Source organism: Streptacidiphilus jeojiense (assembly GCF_000719095.1).
Taxonomy (GTDB): Bacteria; Actinomycetota; Actinomycetes; order Streptomycetales; family Streptomycetaceae; genus Streptacidiphilus; species Streptacidiphilus jeojiensis.
In genome coordinates this window covers 100,921-117,964 of the sequence record NZ_JOEH01000011.1, presented here as the reverse complement: position 1 = coordinate 117,964, position 17,044 = coordinate 100,921, and the positions used below count along the sequence as shown (strand labels likewise).

General features: G+C 72.0%; 15 protein-coding genes. 6 read left to right on the top strand and 9 right to left on the bottom strand.

Annotated elements, in window-relative coordinates; all coding sequences use genetic code 11:
* Positions 1-45 precede the first annotated feature (45 nt).
* A complete protein-coding gene (locus IF29_RS0116635; protein ID WP_030255117.1) occupies positions 46-1,443 on the bottom strand; it encodes a ferredoxin reductase family protein in 1,398 nt (465 codons plus the stop codon).
* 195 nt (positions 1,444-1,638) lie between these two features.
* Between IF29_RS0116635 and IF29_RS0116630 the strand changes: the two genes are divergently transcribed.
* Together IF29_RS0116630 and IF29_RS0116625 are read left to right on the top strand one after the other, a co-directional pair.
* Positions 1,639-2,376 carry a response regulator transcription factor gene (locus IF29_RS0116630; RefSeq protein WP_030255114.1) on the top strand — a complete coding sequence of 246 codons (738 nt, stop codon included), beginning with the start codon at positions 1,639-1,641 and terminating at the stop codon, positions 2,374-2,376.
* On the top strand, positions 2,373-3,830 hold the full coding sequence (locus IF29_RS0116625; protein ID WP_030255111.1) for a sensor histidine kinase: 1,458 nt from the start codon (positions 2,373-2,375) through the stop codon (positions 3,828-3,830). The genes IF29_RS0116630 and IF29_RS0116625 overlap by 4 nt, the downstream gene beginning before the upstream one ends.
* On the opposite strand, the gene IF29_RS0116620 is transcribed toward IF29_RS0116625, so the two are convergent.
* Positions 3,818-4,591 carry an MBL fold metallo-hydrolase gene (locus IF29_RS0116620; RefSeq protein WP_030255109.1) on the bottom strand — a complete coding sequence of 258 codons (774 nt, stop codon included), beginning with the start codon at positions 4,589-4,591 and terminating at the stop codon, positions 3,818-3,820. The genes IF29_RS0116625 and IF29_RS0116620 overlap by 13 nt on opposite strands.
* 79 nt (positions 4,592-4,670) lie before the next feature.
* Between IF29_RS0116620 and IF29_RS0116615 the strand changes: the two genes are divergently transcribed.
* From IF29_RS0116615 to IF29_RS0116605, 3 genes are all read left to right on the top strand, one after another.
* Complete coding sequence (locus tag IF29_RS0116615) at positions 4,671-5,282, top strand: ABATE domain-containing protein (RefSeq protein ID WP_030255106.1); 612 nt, start codon at positions 4,671-4,673, stop codon at positions 5,280-5,282.
* 79 nt (positions 5,283-5,361) lie between these two features.
* The gene (locus IF29_RS0116610; protein ID WP_030255104.1) at positions 5,362-5,925 is read left to right on the top strand and encodes an isochorismatase family protein; all 564 of its coding nucleotides are present in this window, start codon (positions 5,362-5,364) and stop codon (positions 5,923-5,925) included.
* Positions 5,922-6,437, top strand: a complete 516-nt coding sequence (locus tag IF29_RS0116605) for a GyrI-like domain-containing protein (protein ID WP_030255101.1) — start codon at positions 5,922-5,924, stop codon at positions 6,435-6,437. Before IF29_RS0116610 ends, IF29_RS0116605 begins: the two co-directional genes overlap by 4 nt.
* 14 nt (positions 6,438-6,451) lie before the next feature.
* Here IF29_RS0116605 and pcp read toward each other — a convergent pair whose 3' ends face one another.
* From pcp to IF29_RS0116570, 7 genes are all read right to left on the bottom strand, one after another.
* Positions 6,452-7,045 (bottom strand): pyroglutamyl-peptidase I, encoded by a 594-nt coding sequence (gene pcp, locus IF29_RS0116600; protein WP_030255098.1) that lies wholly within the window; start codon positions 7,043-7,045, stop codon positions 6,452-6,454.
* 81 nt (positions 7,046-7,126) lie between these two features.
* Complete coding sequence (locus IF29_RS0116595; RefSeq protein WP_084714422.1) at positions 7,127-8,686, bottom strand: molybdopterin-dependent oxidoreductase; 1,560 nt, start codon at positions 8,684-8,686, stop codon at positions 7,127-7,129.
* Between the two features lie 386 nt (positions 8,687-9,072).
* On the bottom strand, positions 9,073-10,656 hold the full coding sequence (locus IF29_RS0116590; protein WP_030255093.1) for a glycerol-3-phosphate dehydrogenase/oxidase: 1,584 nt from the start codon (positions 10,654-10,656) through the stop codon (positions 9,073-9,075).
* 142 nt (positions 10,657-10,798) lie between these two features.
* Positions 10,799-12,331 carry a glycerol kinase GlpK gene (gene glpK, locus IF29_RS0116585; protein WP_030255090.1) on the bottom strand — a complete coding sequence of 511 codons (1,533 nt, stop codon included), beginning with the start codon at positions 12,329-12,331 and terminating at the stop codon, positions 10,799-10,801.
* A gap of 85 nt (positions 12,332-12,416) precedes the next feature.
* Positions 12,417-13,127: an MIP/aquaporin family protein gene (locus IF29_RS0116580; RefSeq protein ID WP_030255089.1), complete on the bottom strand. Its 711-nt coding sequence runs from the start codon at positions 13,125-13,127 to the stop codon at positions 12,417-12,419.
* Between the two features lie 238 nt (positions 13,128-13,365).
* Positions 13,366-14,130 carry an IclR family transcriptional regulator gene (locus IF29_RS0116575; protein ID WP_030255087.1) on the bottom strand — a complete coding sequence of 255 codons (765 nt, stop codon included), beginning with the start codon at positions 14,128-14,130 and terminating at the stop codon, positions 13,366-13,368.
* Positions 14,131-14,345: 215 nt separating this feature from the next.
* On the bottom strand, positions 14,346-16,133 hold the full coding sequence (locus tag IF29_RS0116570) for an ABC transporter ATP-binding protein (RefSeq protein ID WP_030255085.1): 1,788 nt from the start codon (positions 16,131-16,133) through the stop codon (positions 14,346-14,348).
* A 385-nt stretch (positions 16,134-16,518) separates the two neighbouring features.
* Here IF29_RS0116570 and IF29_RS0116565 point away from each other — a divergent pair, with 385 nt between their 5' ends.
* Positions 16,519-17,034 carry a putative immunity protein gene (locus tag IF29_RS0116565; protein WP_030255084.1) on the top strand — a complete coding sequence of 172 codons (516 nt, stop codon included), beginning with the start codon at positions 16,519-16,521 and terminating at the stop codon, positions 17,032-17,034.
* Positions 17,035-17,044: the final 10 nt, after the last annotated feature.

Here is a 17,044-nt window from a genome sequence, read left to right as displayed (position 1 = left end):
GTGCGGCGGTGCTGCGGGGTCGCGGGGCTCGGCGGTGCTGCGGGGTCAGAACTCGAACGACTCGTGGTGGATCCGGCCGCGCGGGACGCCCGCCGTCTCCAGGGCCTCGTGCGCGGTGCGGGTCATCCCCTCCGGGCCGCACAGGAACACGTCGTGCTCGCGCAGGTCCGGCAGCATCCCCAGCAGGGTCCTGGCCTGCAGCGGCTCGCCGATCTCGGCGCGGCTGCCGACCAGGTAGTGGAGCCTGGCACCGCGCGCCCTGGCGATGGACTCCAGTTCGGCGCGGAAGACCAGGTCGTCCTCCCGGCTGGCCCGGTAGACCAGGGTCAGTTCGCCGCGCCGGGCCGGGAGGGACTCGAACAGGGCCCGCAGCGGGGTGATCCCGACCCCGGCCGCCAGCAGCAGCACCTTGCCCCGGCGTCCGGGGCGCCGCTCTGCGGTGAAGGCGCCGTACGGCCCCTCGGCGAAGACCCGGGTGCCGGGGCGCAGCCGGGCCAGGGCCGCGCTGTGGCCGCCCAGGTCCTTGACCGTGATCCGCAGGTAGTCGGGGTTGGGCGGAGCGGACAGCGAGTAGGGGTTGCCGGCCAGCAGCAGCCCGCGCTGCGCGAAGCGCCAGCGGAAGAACTGTCCTGACCGGGTGGCCCGGGCCAGCTCGTCCAGGCGGCGCCCGGTGATGAAGACCGAGTGCACCCCCGGGGCCTCCGGGCGGACCTCGGCGACCCGCAGCCGGTGCCGGAACGCCAGCAGGGTGGGGACGGCGAAGCGGAACCACAGGATCAGTGCCGCCGCGCCGAGGTAGAGGCCGTACCAGATCACCTTGGCCTTGGTCGACAGCACGAACTCGGCGCCGTTGGCCAGCTGGTGGAAGAAGGTCAGGAAGATGGCCACATAGGTGGCCAGGTGCAGGTAGTACCAGGTCTCGTAACTCAGCCTGCGCCGGGCGGCCCGGGCCGAGACGGCGCCGACGCCCAGCAGCAGCAGGGTGCCGATGGTGGCCTTCAGCATGTCCGGGTAGTGGAAGACCAGTTGGGCGGTCTGGTGGACCAGCCCGTTGTGGTCGGTCAGGGCGTAGCCCCAGATGATCAGCAGTACGTGGGCGACGACCAGGCCCACCATGTAGCGGCCTCCCATCGCGTGCCAGCGTGCCAGCCGGTCGCTGCCCAGGGTGCGGTCGAGCAGCGGTATTCGCGCCATCAGCACCACCAGCACCGGAGCCGCGTACCCGGCGAGCAAGCCGCAGAGCCGTCCGGCGTTGGTGATCCAGGCGGCGGGGGAGACCACCGAGGCGGTGTTGCTCCACCACAGGAACACCACGACCAGCGCTCCCAGGCCGATGGCGGCCAGCAGCGCGGGCGCCAGCAGCGCGGCCCGGTCGCCGCGTGGGGACGCGGGCGATCCGCGGCGCGCGTCGGCGCTGCGGTGCGCTCCGACGGTGCTCGTCATGGGTCTCCTCTGCCGGTACTGATCTGCCGGGTACTGATGGTCGGTACTGCCGCCCGGTGGGGCGCGGTACCTCACCCTGACACCGGTCCTTCTGAGTTCCCTCTGAAACTTCCGGTCTCCGCCGCAGGTCACAGGCAATCCACAGGAGCGTCGGCGGCCGTGGCTGCATCCCGCGGGGGTGCATCATGTGATGCTATGTCTCCTGATTCCGCCCGCCGTCCCCAGGTCGGACCTGCCGGACCCCCGCGTGCGCTGGTGGTCGACGACGAGCCGGATCTGACCGAGGTGGTGGCCCAGGCCCTGGTGTACGACGGCTGGGAGGTCAGGACCGCGGCCGACGGCGCCGAGGCCGTGGCCGTCGCTGGGGCGTTCCGCCCGGACGCCGTGGTGCTGGACGTGATGCTGCCGGACTTCGACGGCCTGGAGGTGCTGCGGCGGATGCGCGCCGAGGCACCCGGGGTCTGCGTGCTGTTCCTCACAGCCAGGGACGCGGTGGACGACCGGATCGCCGGCATCACCGCGGGCGGGGACGACTACGTCACCAAGCCGTTCAGCCTGGAGGAGGTCGTCGCCCGGCTGCGCGGGCTGCTGCGCCGGGCCGGCACCGATCCGTGGTCGGAGAGTGACCGGGGCGAGCGGCTGGCCCTGGCGGACCTGGAGCTGTTCGAGGGGACGCGGGAGGTCCGGCGCGCGGGCGCGCCGGTGGAGCTGAGCCGGACCGAGTTCGAGCTGCTGCGGTACCTGCTGGCCAATCCCCGCCGGGTGCTGAGCAAGGCGCAGATCCTAGAGGCGGTCTGGTCCTACGACTTCGGCGGCCAGGCGCACGTGGTGGAGCTCTACATCAGCTATCTGCGCAAGAAGGTGGACAGCGGGCACGCGCCGCTGATCCACACCGTGCGCGGCGTCGGCTACGTGCTGCGGGAGCCCAGGTGAGCTGGGTCCGGGGCCGGCTGCCGCGGTCGCTGCGGGCCCGGCTGATCAGCGGACTGCTGGTGCTGCTCGCGCTGGCCTGCGTCGCGGTCGGGATCGCCACCGCGCTGGCGCTGCACAGTTTCCTGGTCTCCAAGGTGGACGACCAGCTGCTGCAGTCCGGGGTCCGCTACGCGCAGAGCCTGGAGCATCCCGACGCCGGCGGGATGGCGGGGGACACCCGGGCCCAGTCGGTGGGCACCTTCGGGGCCCGGCTGGCGGGCGGGAAGCTGACCCAGGCAGCCATCGTCGACGGCGACGCGGACGACGCCGACGCCAGCGCCGACGCGGTCACCCTGTCCGCCGCCGAACTGGCCGCGGTCCGAGCGCTGCCGGTCGACGGCAGCATCCACGACCTGGACCTGCACACCGACGGCTACTACCGGGCCAGGGCGGTGGCCGGCCGGGACAACGACATCCTGATCACCGGGATGCCGCTGGCGGGCGTGGAAGGGGCGGTGCACCGGCTGGAGATGGTCGAGGTGACGGTCTTCGCGATCGCGCTGGGAGCGACCGGGATCGCCGGAGCGCTGTGGGTGCGGCTGTCGCTGCGTCCGCTGGACCGGGTCGCCGCGACGGCGGTGCGGGTCACCGAACTCCCGCTGGAGAGCGGCGCGGTGGCACTGCCGCAGCGCCTTCCGGACAACGATCCGGGCACCGAGGTGGGGCAGGTGGGCGCCGCGTTCAACCGGATGCTCGGCCATGTCGAGACCGCGCTGGCCAGCCGGCACTCGTCCGAGGAGCGGCTGCGCAGTTTCGCCGCCGACGCCGGGCACGAGCTGCGGACGCCGCTGGCCGCCATCCGCGGCCACGCGGAACTGGCCCGGCTGCACCCGCAGCCGCAGGCGCCCGAGGTGGCTCGGGCGCTGACCCGGATCCAGGCGGAGTCGGTGCGGATGGGCGCGATCGTCGACGACCTGCTGCTGCTGGCCCGGCTGGACGCGGGACGGCCGCTGGCCCGCGCGGAGCTGGACCTGACCCTGCTGGTGATCGACGCGGTGTCCGACGCCCAGGTCGCCGGGCCGGGGCAGCAGTGGGTGCTGGACCTGCCGGAGACCCCGGTGCTGGTCACCGGCGACCGGGACCGGCTGCACCAGGCGGTGGGCAACCTGCTGTCCAACGCCCGCCAGCACACCCCGGCGGGCAGCACCGTGCGGGTGCGGCTATCGCGTACTCCGGAGCGGGTCCGGCTGACGGTGGCCGACGACGGACCCGGCATCCCCGAGTCGCTGCAGCCGACCCTGTTCGAGCGCTTCACCCGCGGCGGCGGTGGCCGGTCCAGGACCGACGGCGGCAGCGGCCTGGGCCTGGCCATCGCGCAGGCGGTGGTCTCGGCGCACCACGGGAGCCTGACGGTGAGCAGCCGTCCGGGGTGCACCGAGTTCCGCCTGGACCTGCCGGAGGGTCAGCCCAGCTGAAGGCGGTCCAGCAGTCCGGCGGCGGTGAACGCCTTGACCAGTTCGTCCCGGCCCTCAGTGAAGTGGGCCCAGCTGTCGAAGTGCACCGGTACCACCCGGCGTGCGCCGAGGATGCCGGCGGCCTCGGCGGCCTGGACGCTGTCCAGGGTGAGCAGCGCGCCGTCGAACAGCACGGTACGGGCGGCCCCGGCGAACAGGACGGCGGTGTCCACCGGCCCGAAGCGCCCGGCGATCTCCTGCACCAGGGCGAGTGACGCGTTGTCACCGCTGACGTAGACGCTGGGCAGGTCGGCCGACGTCAGCACGAAGCCGACGACCTCGCCGCTGATCGGCTCGCAGCCCTCCGGTCCGTGCTGGGCGGGCGTGGCCGTGACGGTGAGGGTGCCGCCGTCGGGGCGGGGGAGTTCCACCGACTCCCAGGGGGCCAGACCGCGGGCGGTGCCGCCGAGGCGGCCCGCGCCGCTGCGGGTGGTCAGCACCAGCGGGACGTCGGCGAGCAGGGCCCGGCCGGAGCGGTCGAGGTTGTCGGGGTGCTCGTCGTGGGAGAGCAGCACCGCGTCGAGGGGGCCCAGGTCGGCCGGGTCGATGGCGGCCGGGGCGGTCTTGGTCAGGCCGGGGCCGCCGCCGGGCCGGCGGTACTCGCCCGGGGCGTCGAAGGCCGGGTCGGTGAGCAGCCTGAGCCCGCCGTACTCGATGAGGGCGGTGGGGCCTCCGAAGACGCTGACGGGGATCTGTTCACCGGTCGTACGGGTGTCGCCCATGACATTTCCTCACGGTTGAAGGCTCTGGTTTCCGTGAGATGAAGCTAACCGATTCTCACGGAGGAGCGCAAGGTTTAACATGAGATCCATGACGGAGAACGAGGCCGCACCATCCGACCGGTCCGTGCCGCCCGCACCGGGGGCCGACCGCTACCTCGCCCTGGACTTCGCCAACAGCGACCTGGCGCTGCCCGGCGGCCGGTCCCTGGACCTGCTCGGCACACCCGAAGCCGCCACCCGGTGGCTGATCGAACGCGGACTCGCCTCGGACGACGCCAGGCTGCAGGAGGTCTGCGCGCGGCGGCTGCGCGACCTCCGCGAGCAGGTGGGAGCACTGATCGCGACCCGGATCGACGCACTCCCGGCCCCGCCGGAGGCACTGCGCGCCGTCAATGACGCACTGACCCGCGCCCCCGCCGCCTCGCTGCTGGCCTGGGACCGGACCCAGGGCCTGCACCGCGCCCAGGCCCACCCGGCCGACCAGGTCGCCGACCACGCCCTGGCAGTCCTCGCCGCCGACGCCGCCGACCTGCTCACCAGCCCCGACGCCGACCTGCTCGCCGCCTGCGGCTCGCCCCCCTGCCGGCGCTACCTGCTGCGCACCCACGGCCGCCGCCACTGGTGCTCGGTCCGCTGCGGCGACCGCGCCCGCGCGGCCCGCGCCTACGCCCGGCGCACCGCCACGCCCTGAGACTGCCGCCCGTTGTCAGTGGCCCGGTCTAGGGTGGTCGAAACCCGAGCAGGGCAGCCGAGAGCAGGGGGACACCACCATGACCACACTGGAGAACCGGCCGAACACCGCCCTTGTCGTCGTCGACGTGCAGAGCGGCGTCGTCCAGGGCAACTACGAGCGCGACGCCGTGGTCGCCAACATCGGCGCGCTGGTCGACAAGGCACGGCGCGAGCAAGTACCGGTGGTCTGGGTCCAGCAGACGGACGAGCGGCTGACGCGGGGCAGCGACCCATGGCGGATCGTCGCCGAACTGACCCCGGACGAGGCCGAGCCGAAGGTCGAGAAGTACTACGCCGACTCCTTCGAGGAGACCACCCTGGAGAGCGTGCTGTCCGAACGGGGCATCGGCCGGCTGATCGTGGTCGGCGCGCAGACCGACCAGTGCATCCGCTCGACCCTGCACGGCGCCATCGTCCGGGGCTACGACGCCACCTTGGTCAGCGACGCACACACGACCGAGGACCAGACCGAGTGGGGCGCGCCGCCGCCGGAACTGGTCATCGCCCACACCAACCTCTACTGGACCCACCACGAGGCTCCCGGCCGCACGGCTGGCACCGTCGTGGCCAAGGACGTCGACTTCGGCGGCACGGCGTCATGACCACCACGCCTGCGGCGCACGAGCCGCCGAGAATCGTCGAACGCCCGGCCCAGCCCTACGCCGCCGTCCGCTCCACCGTCACCATGGCGAACGTCGGGACCATCGCGCACCGCATCCCGGAGGTCTTCGCCCGGCTGGGCACCCTCGGCATCGTCCCCGCTGGACCGCCGTTCCTCAAGTACAACGTGATCGACATGGAGGGGGAACTGGAGATCGAGGCCGGCGTCCCGGTCGCCGAACCGGTACCGGCCTCCGGCGACCTGCTGCCGGGCGTGCTACCCGCAGGCCGCTACGCCACCTTCACCCACGTCGGCAGCCCCGACCAACTCGTCGGCGCCACCGCCCTCCTGCTGGACTGGGCCGCCGCAGCCGGCCTGCGCTGGGACACGACTCCGGGCGAGGAAGGCGAGCGGTGGGGCTGCCGGCTGGAAAGCTACCGAACCGACCCCCGAGAACAGCCCGACACCACCAAATGGGAGACCGACCTGTTCTTCCGCCTGGCCGACGGCTAGCGCCGGCGCTGCGGTCAGGCCAGCGCGGCCGCGACCACGGCGCGCAGGCCGTTGGCGGCGTCGGTCACCGCCATGGACGGCTGGTTGCCGGAGGGGACCTGCTGCGGGGCGTACGGCACGTGGACGAAGCCGCCGCGCAGGGTGGGGCGTTCGGTGGCGATCAGGTGCGCCAGCGTGTAGGCGATGTGGTTGCAGACGTACGTACCGGCACTGTTGGAGACGGAGGCCGGCAGCCCTGCCGCGCGCACCGCCGCGACGCACTCCTTGACCGGCAGCGAGCTGAAGTAGGCCGCCGGGCCCGAGGGTTCGATCGGCTCGTCGACCGGCTGCCGGCCCGCGTTGTCCGGGATCCGTGCGTCGTCGAGATTGACCGCGACCCGCTCCAGCTCGATGCCGACCGTACCGCCGGCCTGCCCGACACAGACGACCAGGTCCGGATCGGTGCGCTCAACCGCAGCGAGCAGCTGCTTGGCTGCGGAGTCGAAGGTGCAGTCGAGCAGTACGGCGGTGACACCGGGGTCGTCGGCGAGCAGGCTGACGGCGGCCCACGAGGGATTGATGTCCTCGCCGCCGAAGGGCTCGAAACCGGTGAGCAGGATGCGGGTCATGAGGGCCTTTCAGGGCGCGAGGCTGGGTGCCGGGATCATACGGATGATTCGTACCCATTGCCATTGCCACTGCCTGTCGGCTCAGGCGACCTTGACGGTCACGCTGTGGAAGCCGGTCGCGCCGTTGGGCCGGGGTACGGCCTTCTGCTCGGTCTGGACGTAGCCGGTGCGGTCGGTCGCACGCACCTCCAGACGGTGCGAGCCAGAGGTGGCCGGCCACTGCCAGACCCACTGGCGCCAGGTGTCGATGGTGTCCTGGGCGGCCAGGTCGGCGGTGTGCCAGGCGCCGCCGTCCACGCGTACCTCCACCTTGGCGATGCCCTTGTGCTGGGCCCAGGCGACGCCGGCCACCGCCACCTTCCCGGCGGTGAGCTTGCCGGAGCTCTTGGGGGTGTCGATGCGCGACTCGGTCTTGATCGGGGCCTGCGCGGACCAGCCGCGCTTGGACCAGTAGGCGTCGAAGTCGGTGAACTTGGCCAGCTCCAGGTCGGTCACCCACTTGCAGGCCGAGACGTACCCGTACAGGCCCGGCACGACCATGCGGACCGGGAAGCCGTGGGCGAAGGGCAGCGGTTCGCCGTTCATCCCGACGGCGAGCATGGCGTCACGGCCGTCCATCACCGCCTCCACCGGGGTGCCGATGGTCATGCCGTCCACCGAGCGGGCGACGAGCTGGTCGGCCGGTCCCCCCTTGGACGGGGGCACGACCCCGGCCTGCCGCAGCAGCGGCGCCAGCGGAACGCCGGTCCACCGGGCGTTGCCGATGTAGGAGCCGCCGACCTCGTCGGAGACGCACATCACGGTGATGTCGCGGTCGATGACGCCGCGGGCCACCAACTCCTTGTAGCCGATGGTCAGTTCCTTGGTGACGCCGGTCCCGTGGATCCGCAGTTGCCAGGTGTTGGCGTCCACGGTCGGGACCACCAGGGCGGTGTCGACCCGGTAGAAGGACGGGTTGGGGGTGATGAAGGGGCTGAGCCCGGGGACCTTGAGGTCCACGCCCACCGGCGCCGCGCTGGTCGTGGCGCGCGGGGTGGGGATGCTGACCGCGGCGCGCGAGGCGGCGGCCTGCTCGGTGCCCGCGGCGTTCAGCTTGCTGCCCAGCAGTCCGGCCCCGGCGGACACCGCCGAGGCGGACAGCGCCAGCACCACGAAGCCGCGGCGGTCGAAGGTGGTGTCCGAGACCGGGCTCCCGCCTCCCAGCGGTGGCTCGCCCAGCGCGTCGTCCTGCCAGGGCGCGGCGGGCTGTGCGGCCAGCCGTCCGGCAAGCAGGTACAGCACGGCCGCGCCGACCACGGCGCCGACCACCGAGGGCAGCGCGTCATAGTGCTGCGCGTCGGGGCGGGACATCGCCGAGACCGCTCCGAGCAGGCCGAAGGCGAGCACGCCGGCCGAGCCGACCCGGCGCCACCGCAGCGCCAGCAGCCCGAGCCCCAGCGCGAACAGCGCCAGCAGGACCAGGATGCCCAGCTGCAGCATCAGCTTGTCGTTGGTCCCGAAGTTGCGGACCGCGTAGTCCTTCAGCGCCCCGGGCGTCCGGTCGATGACCGACTCGCCCACCGCCGTCACCGGGCTGGCCTGCGGACGCACGGCCACCGCCGCCAGTTCGGCGACCGCCAGCGAGGCAAAGGCGGCCACCATCCCGCTGAGCGCGCCGAACAGGGCCCGCAGCCAGCGGCCGCCGCGCTGCGGGCCGGTGGGGCGCGGTGTCCGCCGGGCGCTGTGGGCCCCGTGGGACGCTCTGGTTGTGTAGGTCATCCGCTCACATCTCCGATGCATGGCGGGACGGGTGCGTCCTGCCGGTCCGGCTGTGTCTGGTGCGCGTATCCATGACACTGCGTCGGAGGGCCCCTTGTGGGGCTGGAGCTGCTTACGGAAGTCCTACGGAGCGGGTGTGACGGACGGTCAGGCAGACGGACAGACGCCATGCGGAACGGGCGGGTGACTGTGCGTCACCCGCCCGTTCGCCTCCTGCTGCTCCCCTCCCGCGCAGGAGGCCGGTCCAGCCGCCCGGACCAGAGGCCCCGTCAGTCCACGTGGTGCGCGGCCAGGTAGGCCTCCACCTCGGCGCGGACCTCGGGGGTGTCCAGGCCGCGCACGACCATGGTGGTGCGCCGGCGCAGCACGTCGTCGGGGGTCTGTGCCCACTCGTGCGCGGCCGCGTAGGCGACCTGGGCCCAGACGTCGGGGCCGTCGGGGTGGATGGGGCGGCCCAGTTCGGGGTTGTCGGCGATCAGTTGGGCGATCTCGAAGGACAGCGTGCCGTAGTGGGTGGCCAGGTTGCGGGCCACCAGCGGGTCGATCCTGGTGCCCGGCTCGCGGTCGACCAGCAGCCGGTGCGCGACCGCGTTGGGGCTGGCGACGCCGGGCAGCGGCACGGTGCGCGGGATCGCCGAGATGTCCTCGGCCAGACCGGTGCCGGAGACGTGCGCCAGCTTGTCCAGCACCACTCGGCCGATGTGGCGGTAGGTGGTCCACTTGCCGCCGGCCACCGACAGCATGCCGCCGCGGCCCTCGGTGACCACGGTCTCCCGCTTGGCCGCCGCGGTCTGCCCGGGGCCGCCGGGCAGCACCCGCAGGCCAGCGAAGGAGTAGGTGATCAGGTCGCGGTCCAGGTGCTCGTCCCTGATCGCGTGTCCGGCCTCGCCCAGGATCTGGTCGATGTCGGCGTCGGTGGCCCGCACGTCGGCCGGGTCGCCGGTGTACTCCTCGTCGGTGGTGCCCAGCAGGACGTGGTCCTCCCAGGGGATGGCGAAGGAGACCCGGTACTTGTCGATGGGTATGGTCAGCGCGGCGTGCCAGGGGGCGCGGCGCTTGACCACCACGTGGGCGCCCTTGGACAGCCGGATGCTGGGCGCGGAGCCGGCGTCCTCCATGGTGCGCAGGTGGTCCACCCAGGGGCCGGTGGCGTTGAGCACCAGGCGGGCGTTGACCCCGAACTCGCTGCCGTCCAGGCGGTCCCGCAGGTCGGCGCCGGTGACCCGGCCGCCGGTGAAGCGCAGCCCGGTGACCTCGGCGTGGTTGAGCACCACGGCGCCGGAGTCGACCGCGGCGCGCACGGTCATCACCGCGACCCGGGAGTCGTTCATCTGGTGGTCGCCGTAGACGGCCACCGAGCGCAGCCCCTCCGCCTTGAGCGCGGGGACCTGCTGCAGGGCGTGCGCGGGGGTGGAGACGCGGCCCATGCCGTCGCGGAACGCGGAGAGCGCCGAGTAGAGGAAGACGCCCGCGCCGAGCTTGGGGGCGCTGTGCGGTCCGCCCTTGTAGACCGGCACGAAGAAGGTGAGCGGGTTGACCAGGTGCGGGGCGACGTCGGTGGCCAGGGCCCGGCGCTCCTTGTGGTTCTCGGCGACCAGCTTCACCGCACCGGTCTGCAGGTAGCGCAGCCCGCCGTGGACCAGCTTGGAGGAGGCGCTGGAGGTGGCCCCGGCGAAGTCGCCGGCGTCGACCATGGCGACCTTCAGCCCGGACTGGGCGGCGGTCCAGGCGACCGCCGTACCGAGAATGCCGCCGCCGATGACCAGCAGGTCGTAGGTGGCGCTGCTGAGCAGGTGCCGCGACTGCGCGCGGCTGGCGGAGTGGTTGGCGCCCAGGGTCGGGATGGTGTTCATCAGCTGGTCCGGCGGGGCCGCGGGTTGGCGCGGGGCCTGCCGTGCTCCTCTCAAGGAAGGGTGTCTCAGAAGTGGTGCTCCGTCGGTGCGGGGCGGGACGGCGCCCGTGGGTGTGGGCCCGTCCCACCCCGTACCGGTGCTGTTACGCCGAGGGCTGGTCCTCCTCGATCCAGCCCATGGTGCGTTCCACGGCCTTGAGCCAGTTCTTGTACTCGCGGTCGCGGGTGGCCTCGTCCATGCGCGGGGTCCACTCGGCGGCGCGGTGCCAGTTGGCCCGCAGGGTGTCCAGGTCCGGCCAGAAGCCGACGGCCAGGCCGGCCGCGTAGGCGGCGCCCAGGGCGGTGGTCTCGGCCACGAAGGGCCGCTCGACCGGGGCGTCCAGGACGTCGGCGATGTTCTGCATCAGCAGGTTGTTGCTGGTCATGCCGCCGTCGACCTTGAGCGCGGTGAGCGTGACGCCGGAGTCCTTGGCCATGGCGTCGACGACCTCGCGGGTCTGCCAGGCGGTGGCCTCCAGCACGGCGCGGGCCAGGTGGCCCTTGGTGACGTAGCGGGTCAGGCCGGTGATGACGCCGCGGGCGTCGGAGCGCCAGTACGGTGCGAACAGGCCGGAGAAGGCCGGGACGATGTAGGCGCCGCCGTTGTCCTGGACGGTGTTGGCGAGGGTCTCGATCTCGGCGGCGGTGGAGATGATGCCGAGCTGGTCGCGGAACCACTGCACCAGCGAGCCGGTGACCGCGATGGAGCCCTCCAGGGCGTAGACCGGCTTCTCGTTGCCGATCCGGTAGCCGACCGTGGTCAGCAGCCCGTGGTAGGAGTTGACGGCCTTCTCGCCGGTGTTGAGCAGCAGGAAGGTGCCGGTGCCGTAGGTGCTCTTGGCCTCGCCCTTGTCGAAGCAGGTCTGTCCGAACAGCGCGGCCTGCTGGTCGCCCAGCGCGGACGCGACCGGGACGCCTTCCAGCACGCCGACCGCGTGGCCGTAGACCTCGGCGGAGGAGCGGATCTCCGGCAGCACCGATGCCGGGACGCCCATCGACTCCAGGATCTTGGCGTCCCACTCCAGGGTGGCCAGGTTCATCAGCATGGTGCGCGAGGCGTTGGTGACGTCGGTGACGTGCACGCCGCCGTTGACGCCGCCGGTCAGGTTCCAGATGACCCAGCTGTCCATGGTGCCGAAGAGGATGTCGCCGGCCTCGGCGCGCTCGCGCAGCCCGTCCACGTTGTCCAGCAGCCAGCGGATCTTCGGGCCGGCGAAGTAGCTGGCCAGCGGGAGTCCGGTCTCGCGGCGGAAGCGGTCCTGGCCGACGTTGCGGCCCAGTTCCTTGCACAGCGCCTCGGTGCGGGTGTCCTGCCACACCAGGGCGTTGTGGACGGGTTCGCCGGTGTGGCGGTCCCACAGGATGGTGGTCTCGCGCTGGTTGGTGATCCCGATGGCGCGGATGTCCGCCTTGGTCAGGTCGGCCTTCTCCAGGGCGCCGGCGACCACGGACTGGACCCGGGTCCAGATCTCGGCGCCGTCGTGCTCCACCCAGCCGGGCTGGGGGAAGATCTGGCTGTGCTCCTGCTGGTCGACGGCGACGATGCGGCCGTCCGCGCCGAAGATGATGCAGCGGCTGGAGGTGGTGCCCTGGTCGATCGCGGCGATGTACTGGCCGCCATTGGACAGTGTGGTCACGGCTTGGTCCTCTGGGTCGGGGCGGGTGGGGAGCGGACGGGGGTGCGGCAGGGGTGCGGCGGGGTGCGGCGTGGGTGCGGCAGGGTCAGAAGGCGACGTTGTAGAGCAGGCCTGCGAGCGCTCCGCCGATCAGCGGGCCGGCCACCGGTATCCAGGCGTAGCCCCAGTCGGAGCCGCCCTTGTTGGGTATCGGCAGCAGGGAGTGGACGATGCGCGGGCCGAGGTCGCGGACCGGGTTGATGGCGTAGCCGGTGGGGCCGCCGAGCGAGAAGCCGATGCCGACCACGCCGAGGGCGGTGATCAGTACGCCCATGCCGGACAGGCCGAGGCCCGGGGTCAGTCCCTCGGTGAGGATCAGGATGCAGAGCACCAGTGTGCCGATGATCTCGGTGACCAGGTTCTGGATCGGGTTACGGATCTCCGGGCCGGTGGAGAAGATGCCCAAAGTGGGCTCCTCGTTGGCCTGGAACTGGCCCAGGTAGGTCAGCCAGACCAGGAAGGCGCCGAGCATGGCGCCGAGGATCTGCCCGGCGAGGTAGACCGGGACCTGGCTCCATGCGCCGCTCTTGACGGCGATGGCCAGGGTGACCGCGGGGTTGAGGTGCGCGCCGGAGAGGTGGGTCGAGACGTACGCCGCGATCATCACGGCGAATCCCCAGCCGAAGGCGATGGCGACCCAGCCGGCGCCGAACGCCTTGGATCTCTTGAGCGTCACGGCGGCGCAGACGCCGCCGCCGAGCAGGATCAGCAGGGCGGTGCCGATGAGCTCGCCTACGAAGATGTGGCCGTTGGACACAACGACTCCTTTGTCCGTGCCCCTGTGGGTGGGAGAGGGCCTGTGGTGCGGCTGCCGTGAACAATGTTCGACATTGTCGACCGCCATGCGGCAGTTTTCCCTCTGTCCGGGCTTACGTCAAGACCATCACCCATAGGCGAAAAAGCCCGCTAGACACCAATAAACCGGGACAAATTGCCCACGCGCAGGCCAACCCGTCCTGCCCTCAGGGCATCGGGTTCCGCTGGATCCCGCGGCCTCAGAACCGGGCCGCGCCCAGGTCACGGGAGATCGCCCGGGCCGCCTCGCGCACCGCCACGACCAGTTCCGGCCGCACCACGCCGGCCTCGCACACCCGCTCGACCGCGCCGCTGATGCACACCGCACCCACAGGATTGCGGCGGCGGTCCTGGATCAGCGCGCCGATCGAGGCCACGCCCGCCCAGGTCTCCTCGACCGCAGCGCTCCAGCCGCGCTCGCGGGTCAGCGCGCACTCCTCGTCGATGGCGGCGAGGTCGACCAGGGTCCGCGAGGTGAAACTCTCCGGCGGGTAGTCGTCGAGCTCGCCGCGGGCCACCGGGTCGTGCGCCAGCAGCACCTTGCCGAGCGCGGTGCTGTGCAGCGGCTGCATGCTGCCGACCTCCAGCACCTGCCGGCTGTCGTCGGGCCGGAAGACGTGATGGACGATCAGCACCCCGTGCTGGTGCAGCACTCCCAGGTAGACGGTCTCGCCGCTGGCCCGGGCCAGGTCGTCGGCCCAGACCAGGGCGCGGGCCCGCAATTCGTGCACATCCAGATAGCTCTGGCCCAGCCGCAGCAGTTCCGCGCCGAGCTGGTACTTGCCGCTCTCCGGGTCCTGCTCGACGAAGCCCTCCTGCTGGAGGGTGCGCAGGATTCCGTGCGCGGTGCCCTTGGCCAGGCCCAGGGAGGCTGACACCTCGGACAGGCCGAGTCGGCGCTCGCCCCCGGCGAGCAGCCGCAGAATGGCCGCCGCGCGCTCGAGCGACTGGATCGGGCCGGGCATCACACCTCCGCTGGGATGCGGTCGACAATGCAGAACACCTATTGGTTATGTCGACCGCTAACTCTTCTTCCCAGAGTGTGCCACTCCCACGGCCGCTACTCCATATCGACCCGGCGAACCGGGTGGCCGAGGACCGGGACATCGGCCCCAGGAGGCCGCAAACCAACCGCGCCGGCTCCCCGCCAGGCCCGCCCCGCCCGCCCCGCCCGGCGGGCTCAGCGCAGGTCGGCCTGGACCGGGGTGTCGCTCAGGAAGCCCCCGGACTGGTGCTGCCACAGCTTGGCGTAGGCGCCGTCCGCCTCCAGCAGCTCCTGGTGCGTACCCTGCTCGACGATCCGTCCCCGGTCCAGCACCACCAGCCGGTCCATGGTGGCCACCGTGCTCAGCCGGTGGGCCACCACCAGCGCGGTGCGCCCCTCCATCAGCCGCCACAACGCCTCCTGGACCAGGATCTCGCTCTCCGAGTCCAGCGCGCTGGTCGCCTCGTCGAGCAGCAGGATCGGCGCGTCGCGCAGGATCGCCCGGGCCAGGGCGACCCGCTGGCGCTGTCCGCCGGACAGCTTGACGCCGCGTTCGCCGACCATGGTCCCGAAGCCCTCCGGCAGCGCGTCCGCGAACTCGGTGACATGCGCCGCCTCGGCCGCGCGGCGGATCTCCGCATCGGTGGCCTCCGGACGGGCGAAGGCGATGTTGTCCCGCAGGGTGCGGTGGAACATCGCCGGCTCCTGCGGGACGTAGGCGATCAGGCTGCGCAGATCGGCCTGGCGCAGCCGGCTGATGTCCTGACCACCGATCAGGATCCGGCCGGTGTCGATGTCGGTCATCCGCAGCAGCAGCCGGGTGAGCGTGGTCTTGCCGCCGCCCGAGCGGCCGACCAGGCCGATCCGCGAGCCGGCGGGCACGGCCAGGTCCAGCTCCTCGAACAGCGGCTCGGCGCCGGCGTGGGAGAAGGTCACCCGCTCGAAGCGGACGTCGGCGCCCGTACCGCCGCTCCCGCCGCCGGAGCACAGCGGTTGCGGGGAGGGCGGGTCGAGTACGGTCGGCGCGGTCAGCAGCAGCTCCGTGAACTGCGCGGCCTCGGTCATCGAGCTTTCCAGCCGGCGGTAGATCTGGTTGAACTCGAACATGATCCGGGTCGCGTTGCTGTAGTAGGTGAAGGCGACCACGACCGACTCCACCCCGCGGCCGTGTCCGGCGAGCGCGACCGCCAGCAGCAGGCCCAGCGCGTTGGTCAGCACCGACATCGGCGCGACCAGCGTGTCGATGCGCAGATTGCCGTAGTCCCAGGACCGCAGCGACAGCCGCCGCGACTGCGCCACCCGGGACCGGTGCTCGGCGGCCTCGTGCTCCTCGGCGGCGAAGGCCCGGACCGTGTCCATGTTCATCAGGCTGTCGGCGACATGGCCCGAGACCCGGGCGATCGCCTCCTCGCGCTGGTCCACCAGGGCCTGGCGGCGCCGGATCAGCGGGAGCGCGCACAGTCCGGTCACCGCGATCATCGCCAGCAGGCCGACCACCAGCAGCGGCTGGTACTGCCACAGCACCACCGACCCGAACAGCAGCGGGACCAGGCTGCCCAGGACCGAGAAGGTCATCGTGTCGACGAACTCCTCGAAACGGGAGGCGAAGCTCAGGATCCGCTTGGTCAGCGAACCGGCGAAGTTCTCGTGGAAGAACGCCGCGTCCTTGGCGAACAGCTCGTCCATACCGATCACGTACAGGTGCTCGATGCCCAGGGCGTCCAGGCGGTTGATGAAGTGCATCCCGAACCGCCACAGCGTCTCCCCGAGTAACAGGACGCCGCCGAAGGCGAGCACATAGGGCAGCGTGGAGCCAACGCTGACCGCCTGGTCGCCGGCGATACGGGCCACCAGTTTGGCGACGACCAGCGGCGCGATGTAGTTGATGCCGATGTTGCCCAGTGCCGGCAGCAGCATCGCCGGCGCGGTGATCCACCGCCTGCGGGCCAACTCCTGTCCGTAGTACTTGAATGCGAGGAGCATCGAGCCTCTGCGCGGCGAGTCGTCGCGCACTGCGGGCGATTCCATCCCACTCCCCCCGAGGTGTCGAGCGGCGGCCCCGCGGGTGCCGCTCCGGGCAGCAGGGCATGCCTGTGAAGCCCTCGCACGAAGTCATGGCCGCGCACCGGCGCGGCTACGGGGGCCGGAACCGCAGTCTCCCGCGACGGCGCCCGGCCAGTCCAAGCGTTTTAGCTGTCGCTTCCCGCCTGCTCGGGGTGTCGGCGTCCTCGCCGTCGCCCTCCGGCCCGTGGGCCGCCGTGCGTTTCGCTGGCCTGAACACCTACCTTGAGTACAAGACCGTGACCCTCTGATCACCCCTGCGTTGGACACCGTCGTCCTGTGCGCGCAGCCGATCCCCTGGAACGACATGATCCTTCCCAGAGTTCGCGACCCCCGCTTCACCACCATCCGCCGTGGCGGGACGCTGACGGACTCCGACCATCAGCTCCTGGCCCTGTGGGCCGCCAGGTGTGCGGAGCACGTTCTGCACCTCTTCGAGTCGGTGCAGCCCGCGGACCCTCGGCCCCGCGAGGCGATCGAGCAGGTTCGGGCATGGGCCCGCGGCGAGATCAGGATGTCCCAGTCCCGCGCGGCGGGTGGCCATGCCATGGCTGCGGCAAGAGAGTTGGGCGGAGCAGCGCGCCACGCCGCCTTCGCCGCCGGCCAGGCGGCGGTGGTGGCGCATGTCGCCGCGCACGAGCTCGGCGCCGCAGCCTACGCGATCAAGGCCGTGCGTGCGGCGGCCCCTGCAGGGGAGGGCGAGAGAGCCGGCGGGCTCGAATGCCGTTGGCAGCGCGAGCAGCTCCCGGAGGCGATTCGCGAACTCGTCCTGGACGATCAGCGGTTGCGTAACGAGATCTGCTGGTCCGTCTTCGACTGTTGACGGGAGTGGC